The organism is Dysgonomonas sp. UBA7630, assembly GCF_002483985.1.
In the GTDB taxonomy this organism is placed as follows: Bacteria; Bacteroidota; Bacteroidia; order Bacteroidales; family Dysgonomonadaceae; genus Dysgonomonas.
Map to the genome: position 1 here is coordinate 1 of NZ_DLIY01000037.1, position 7,727 is coordinate 7,727.

Sequence of the window (7,727 nt, forward strand, 5' to 3'; positions counted from 1 at the left end):
GCATACCTTTTCTATTTAATTTTGTTTTCAATAATAGCCTAATTCATACTAAACTTATATCCTAAAGTCAATAGACCTTGGAATGAATTTGTCTTCAAAGAAGCTTTATCTGCTCCTGCAAAAGAATACAAATCTGCCTTTTGAGATTTCATTACAAAGGCAACATCTGTATAAAAGTAACCATTCGACCAATCAGCTTTACCTCTTCTTTCAGGAATAAATTGATACCCTAATCCATAAGTGATATAGTGAGTATCGGCATCGAATGCATATTGTGTAACAGGACGAGGATCTGTAGTAACCTCATTTCCATTATTCTTTATTTTTGAGTCAAAAGGACTTTGCACCCATGAATAACCTACACGACCAGAAAATTTGCTGGTAAAACGATATTCAAGACCAACACGTAAGGCTGATGCCATTTTGAAATCGTTTTTAATATATTCATTCGGATCCGGGGAAAATACTTTACTGTTACGATTAAACAGCTTCATATTATTCTTATAGTTTGTCAATTCATAGTCTGCACTTATGATAGCCTTTGTCCCTATAACTCCCGCCATACTAAATGTCCATTTATCGGGTGTACGCAATTTGTAATCAAAAACAGCATCTTCCCGCCCGTCGTAGCTCTTTACTGTTCCTGTTACATAATCGGGATCAAGACTAGAGCTAGATACTCCTGATAAATTATGACTCAAATCGGCAGCAAAATGATCTGTCATTTTATACCATGTTGGCGAGTGATAAGCAATACCTATACGGAATTCTTGAACCGGTTTTATTATAACTCCCGCTTTTACTTGCCAACCTGTTCCATCCGTTCTATTCCAATTATACAAATCAAATCTGCGATTATCTGCCAATGCACCATTTCCATCAGGCATATACTCTGTATATTGAGAATAGAGACGATAATTTATATCTGTCATAGAAATTGTAGCACCAATGCTCACGATATCAGAGAAAGAAGTTCCGATATTGAAATCATATGCACTAATATAACCTTTCTCTTCCACAAACAAATCATTGGAAACGTTGTTTGGTATTGCCGCACTATAGCCGTTCGAACCTTCATTTATCAAGAAAGAATTGTAGCCTAATACCGTCAACCAATCCTGACTGTCCCACACCCCCCAAAAGTCATTATCTTTTAGAGATAGGCGTGAAGCTGGAACTTCATTAAAATTAGCTCTACCAGCCATATAACCGGTAATAGATCGAGTATTATCGCCCATTACGGCATATTTCCTATCAAAGCTTTTTAAACGGTTATAAGAAAATCCAAAATTAAGAAAGGGAACTACATCATCATATAAAGGAAAAGTTCCCACAAAGGCTAAATTATCAAAAGCAAAAGTAAATTTATTTTCATTTTGCTTACCTATATTCAACTGACCTTGTGACTTTGTATTCTGAAAATTCATTGTTGTCACAATTTCAGACTTTTGATAAACTCCTATACCGGCAGGATTTATTGCGATACCGGAGATATCACCCCCCAGTGCACCAAATGCACCCCCCATAGCTACAGATCTTGCCGTACCGGTTAAATCATTCTTGGAAAATCTGTATGCATCCATTTCATTTTGAGCATAAACCATTCCTACCGAAAAGGCAACAGCAAGCATTAATAATGATAATTTTTTCATATTTCAATATTTTTATCTAACAGATGAAATTTGCATGTTTAAACTCTTTCGAAACGAAACATACACATTTCAGAGTATATTAAATGTTCTATTTTCTTATATTTTCCATAAAAAGCTGTTCCAATAACCACGTTTGTTGAAACAGCTTTTATATTTTTTATTATGATACGATTGTATTATCTGCGTCCACTACTACTTCTACCACCGCCGCCACTGTATGATCCTCCACCGGAAGAACGTCCCGAAGAAGAACTACCGGAGCTGTAAGACCCTGAGCTTCTTGAAGAAGAGCTACTAGAAGAACTACTACTATAACTTGGGCGCGAACTTGAAGAAGACGAACTGCTGCTATTATAGCTTGGACGGCTACTAGAAGAGCTACCACTGTTGTAACTTGGACGGCTGCTACTAGAAGAGCTCCTTGATGGGCTACTACTGTTATAGCTTGGCCTTGAAGAACTACGAGACGATCCACTATTATAACTTGGACGAGTACTGTTGGACGAACCACTATTGTAACTTGGACGGCTACTATTTGATGAACCGCTGTCATAACTTGGGCGTGTGCTCGGACGAGTACTTACATCGGATGAAGAACCTCTTCCCGAAGATGCTCCGCTATTGTAACTTGGACGAGTAGTAGGTCGTGTACTAATACCGCTTGACGATCCTCTACCTGTAGATGTTCCGCTATTGTAGCTTGGACGAGTAGCCGGACGGGTGTTCACACCGCTTGACGACCCTCTACCTGTACTATATGATGGACGAGTACTTACGTTACTTGATCCTCTACCCGAACTATATGATGGTCGAGTGCTTACACTAGAAGAAGACCCACGTCCTCCGCTATATGAAGAATATCTGCCGGAGTTATTATAACCGGAGTTATAGCGTCCTGAATTATTGTAAGCTGAATATCTGCCGCTTGAGCTATATCTAGGACGACCAGAATACGAATAGTTTGAACGATGATAATGTCCACCGCCATACCAGCCACCGCCGCCGTACCAGCCGGAATACCAGCCTCCATACCAAGGACTATTCCATCCCCAACCCCAAGAGCCATAGTACCAAGGTCTGCTCCAACCCCAGCCCCAAGAGCCATAGTACCAAGGATCATACCATCCCCATGCATAAGAAGGGGAATACCATGAATCGTACCAAGGATAATATCCATATCCACCCCAACCCCAGCCGAAGTTTACGTTAAAATTCCAACCTCGATTACGATAATAGTTGCTATATGTATCATTTACAACATATACATTAATCTCGTTATCACTAGAAATTTTAACACTATTAGCGGGATCATGGAATCTTACTATACGATCGGTATATTCATAATCCTTATATTCATCTGCGTTTGCAATAGAGTCGTCAGGCATCTGTGTTTGCTCGGCATCGTATACGCTTACATTACCTCTACGGTTATAAGCATCTACATCGATATTCACATTCCCTGTTCGCTCTAATGTTATATCCCCATTGTCTTTCACTACCAAAACCTGAGTTTGGTCTACTTGCTTTTGGGGAGCAGTAGTCTTTACTTTTACTTCTTTCTGTTTCGATTCTTTCGATTTAGAAGTAGCATATATGTCATCCCATTCCTGAGCAAAAGCCAAGAACGGTATAGCTGACACGAGAATCATTAGAAACATTTTTTTAGCTTTCATAATCTGCTCTCCTATAATTATTATTTACTAATTTAGTTTTGTATTCACTTACTGTACAATATACTTTCATGTATATATCTTAGACTAAACAATCGTCAAAAGGTTTAAAACTTACAGTAAGATCTTATGGTATATAAAACAAATGTACGACTTTTATTTTTCAATTCAATATTATATATACTAAAGATGCGAAGAAACAAACCGATGTTGCTCTCCATTGTGTTAAAAATAGTTATCCTTAGATTATTTCTTCACTTAACCTCGTTTATACGAATAAAAAGATGCTTCTTGGTTTAGAAGCTACTTTTAGCTACGTTTATTTTTCGAATAATAGAGAATGTGGTGGGGTAAAAGAAAAAGTGTATTTATAAAAGTCACATTAAGCGAATTCATGATTGAATTTTCTCTCCATTACAATATAATCATAGCCATTTTTAGAGAAAAATTCATCGGTTTCACTATAACCAAATTTTTTATAAAAATCGGTTGCTTCACTGCGAGCATTGCACCATAAACGATCTAGTTTTAAATCGTTTGCATAAGATATAAGCCACTCCATTAGAGCTGTAGCATATCCTTTACCTTGCATTTCGCTGCGAGTTGCTAGTTTTCGGAACTGAACATCTCTACCATGCAGAAATATAGACATAACAGATACTAAGTCATCATTTTCGTATACACCAATATGCAAACCTCTGTCATCGTCAGGCAATTTTACGAACTCAAAATCTTTATCCGGATACATCACTTGCCTGCGCAAGCCCAAAACATCTTCATATGGGGCTTCGGAAATAATCATTTTATTAAAATTTATATGTTAGCATTAATCGACCTTCTGATGTTTTAGAAAATACATCATCAAAATATCTATAATTTGTGTCGCGCATATAGTTGTAATATATACCCGTTAAGAACAAATGGCTTCTTAATTTTATATCTGTACGAAGACTGATCGCATGTAGAATTGCTTGCGATCGATCCCCCTGATAATTAAACTCATGGACATCAATATTATCCCAATCTATATCTTTGGGATACCCCTTCCAAGTAAACATACGATAGACCTCATAATTACCCGACATACTGATCCAATCCTTGTACGTCAGATTAAAACCTAACTTTGTACTGAAACCACTGGCAAGGTTATAATTACGCATATCTACCACATAATGATCGCTAAGGGCTCCACCAAGCAACACCAGATTTGTATGCATAAATGCATTAAATCCTACATTCTGTATACGTTTACTTTGATAAATGAACCCGGCCCCGAATGATGCAGGAGTACAAAACTTGTATGGAATTTTACCCGAAACATCTGATATTGTATCCGAATCATAATAATCGAAATGTTGATAGAATCCTAAACTTAGAAAATCATTTTTTGTATCTACCAATTCTGTTACATACAGTCGACCAATAATATTTAATTGGCTAAGCATTGGCTGCGAACTGTGTATATTGAGATTGCTCTTAAATGTGAAATAATCATAGGGTTTTTCATTCTCATCTGAAAATCGATCACCATATTCGATGTTTACATCCATTGCAGCCCCTACCCCCTTGTCGAGAATCTCACCCTTCAGCTCCAAAACTCTTACTCCGGCAGATACCTCTACACTTACATCGGGCACTCCAAACTGTTTACCAGTAGTAGAACGTCTACGCCAAGCATCTCCATTCAGTATTCTTGTCAGCCCTCTGGTTGGAGCTATTACAAATGCTGCTAATTCGCGTCCAAAGCGATGACTTCCTTCGCGGCGATCGTCCAACACCAGATCGGACGTCCGATAAAGCACCTCTCCAAGCGATAGTCCTCCAATAGGCGTTGCTATTATATCATTTATTGACGGATACTCATTTTCCATAAACAATTCCCACANNAGCAAAAAGCCCCGACTCCCAATAATTAAAGCCTCTGGAACGAGCCGAGTTGTAATATAGATTACCATGATAAGGGTGCAGAAACATATTTGTTCCCATCTGATCATTATCCCAAACAAAACCACCCTTTAGATTTTTCTTTATGGTATGCATATTTATATATGCAAAATCTTCCTTCATTACAAACCGATCAAATCCCCAGATAGCCATATTCAGACCAAAATTCTGAGTTGCCGCTTCCCAAAACTTTTTCTTAGAATAAAAAGCTATGTCAATCGAATCAGCCGGCTTGGGTAGAGCCACCTGATAACGAATAGCAAACTGAGCTTGAGCGTAAAATGAGATTAATAAAAATGTAAAGAATAAGAGTAACTTATTTTGCATCGATTAACCTGATTTATTAAAAATATTAAATTCAAGTAGCAAATATAATTCATTGCTTCTTGTAACGATACATAGAGTATCACTTTTTTATTGAAATTGCTACTTTAACTTAAATCTAACTTTTAGCAATACCTCTGTAGGCCTCAACATATATGCAGAATAATAACGACTGATATCGGTGTATGAAGCAGAAACAAACTGTTTGGAATTGAATATATTTGTATAATCAAACATAAACTCTAATTGTTTATACTTGTACTTTGCACTTATATCGCCAAATACCATAGATCGACTTCCGGATACAATTGCATTATTATAAAAACTTTCACACTTGAGGTTAAGCGACATCCCCTTGAATGGAAACATACTCAACTGAACATTATGTGACATTATGCGTATTGGATCAAAAGTTTTTTCCTCATTTTTCACCTTACTGATACTTTGTGAATATTTAAACTCATATTGTAAATTAACAGAAGGGCTTATCTTAGTTATTATACGAGGAGAAAAAGAATATCCCTGATTATTATAATCGATGAGTCTCCCCTGTGTAAACTGAGATGAGCGACTAATCGCATAGTTTCCACCCAGAAAAACAGTTGAGTTTAACGTTTCAATATCTTTACTGAGGTGTATATCTGCTCCTAGCCTTTCGGTAGTAGAAGGTACTGGAATCGAAGACTGTAAAGTAAGAGTTCCCAGATAAGAATAATCAGACAAAAGGTTCGTCCTGATAATGGAATAGCTAATATTAAACATTCCAAATAGAGTTGTAATAGGATTTCTATAATACAAAGATGCGCTTGCATTATGCGCCTTTTGTTCAAAAACATCCCCGTCATTTTTCAACAAGTTACGATACGACGATAGAATATATCCTTTATACAGTTGGTTGATCTTACCGATAGAAGTTTTATAGCTGTAGTTGCAGTAAGACGTCCAATAACCGGATATTTTATAATGAAGAAATAAAGAAGGATTAAAAGAAAAATTATTTTTGCGACGCTTTTCATCGGAAATATTGTTCTTTACATAAAGAAGGGTGTAATTAAAAGGTAATGACAATACAGAGTTTAGCTTTCCTTTAGCATAGGTATAAACGGGGCTAAAGATTAGCTCATATTTACCTTGTCGGAGATCATTCTTCAATGAATCAGGCACATTTTTAGTATTATCTGTTCCCAATTCAGAACTTAAACCTTGTATATCGGTACGCATGCTTACAGCATACTCCTGCTTCCAAGTTCCTTTACCGAACCCTAATGAGACCTTATTACATGCAGCCAAATTATCTTGTTCTACACTCTGTATCATCTTTGATGAATAAGTCGAAGAGCTTAACAAATCTTGATACAGCAAAGGCTCTATAGATAATGTATGCGCAGATGAATTGTATCCGAAAAAAGAATAAAAGTTCCATGTATACTTTTCTCCTGTCTTCACCATATTGAAGGTATTATTAATACTATAGTACGGCTTTTTAAGATATTGACTAACGCTATCAGCAGAAAAGACATCACCCCTCTCCCTGTCCCATATACCCTCAATCTTCAAAAGGTTATTAAAATAAAATTTGTCTTTATTTGCATTCAATTGAATATCTGCCGTCAACCGTTCTTTTCTTAGGCGAGAGTTTATGTATTCTTCTATCTTCAAAACACTATCGTTTGCCAAATAATATTCAGTAAAAGCATAACTGTCTTTTCGTTGCAGATCGTTCAGGTAGCTAACGTTGGTGGTCAATTGATAATCATTCTTTAAAGACCACAAATTATTCGCAGACAATATATTTGCTTGATTATTCAGATAGCGTTTTTCTGCTATGGATGGAGATAAGGGGCTCTGCATAACCAGAAGACCTCCTTTATCCATATTGGAAGCATCATTCGAATAAAAAGATGTCAATTCACGAGTGACATCATCGCCCGAATTGTTTCCCTTATAGATTGTTATATTCTGCAACTTCTTAGCTATGTACATCTCTGTCAATTCGTTGTTCCAAAGCAAAGGCGAACCACCTAATCCCAGCTGTGTATTCGCAATGATAGTTCCTTTGGCCGAATCTTTCAGTTTCAGATTAATAGCTGCATCTTCCGACAATTCTTTGTCTTTTAGAGCTTTTATTGGTTGGTGA

Annotated in this window: 4 protein-coding genes and 1 pseudogene; all 5 read right to left on the reverse strand. The window is 36.8% G+C overall.

The window, feature by feature from the left end:
* Positions 1 to 38 precede the first annotated feature (38 nt).
* Positions 39 to 1,652, reverse strand: a complete 1,614-nt coding sequence (locus tag B3P17_RS14760) for an OmpP1/FadL family transporter (RefSeq protein WP_252636481.1) — start codon at positions 1,650 to 1,652, stop codon at positions 39 to 41.
* A 176-nt stretch (positions 1,653 to 1,828) separates the two neighbouring features.
* Entirely contained in the window at positions 1,829 to 3,325 is a 1,497-nt protein-coding gene (locus B3P17_RS14765; protein ID WP_252636482.1) for a hypothetical protein, read from the reverse strand.
* A gap of 379 nt (positions 3,326 to 3,704) precedes the next feature.
* Entirely contained in the window at positions 3,705 to 4,124 is a 420-nt protein-coding gene (locus B3P17_RS14770; protein WP_252636483.1) for a GNAT family N-acetyltransferase, read from the reverse strand.
* A gap of 4 nt (positions 4,125 to 4,128) precedes the next feature.
* A pseudogene (locus tag B3P17_RS14775) lies at positions 4,129 to 5,593 on the reverse strand (DUF3943 domain-containing protein).
* Positions 5,594 to 5,692: 99 nt separating this feature from the next.
* Positions 5,693 to 7,693, reverse strand: a complete 2,001-nt coding sequence (locus B3P17_RS14780; RefSeq protein ID WP_291106070.1) for a hypothetical protein — start codon at positions 7,691 to 7,693, stop codon at positions 5,693 to 5,695.
* Positions 7,694 to 7,727 lie beyond the last annotated feature (34 nt).

Coding starts and splice junctions, on each gene's coding strand:
- B3P17_RS14760 (WP_252636481.1), bottom strand. CDS start 1,652: ATGAAAAAATTATCATTATTAATGCTTGCTGTTGCCTTTTCGGTAGGA.
- B3P17_RS14765 (WP_252636482.1), bottom strand. CDS start 3,325: ATGAAAGCTAAAAAAATGTTTCTAATGATTCTCGTGTCAGCTATACCG.
- B3P17_RS14770 (WP_252636483.1), bottom strand. CDS start 4,124: ATGATTATTTCCGAAGCCCCATATGAAGATGTTTTGGGCTTGCGCAGG.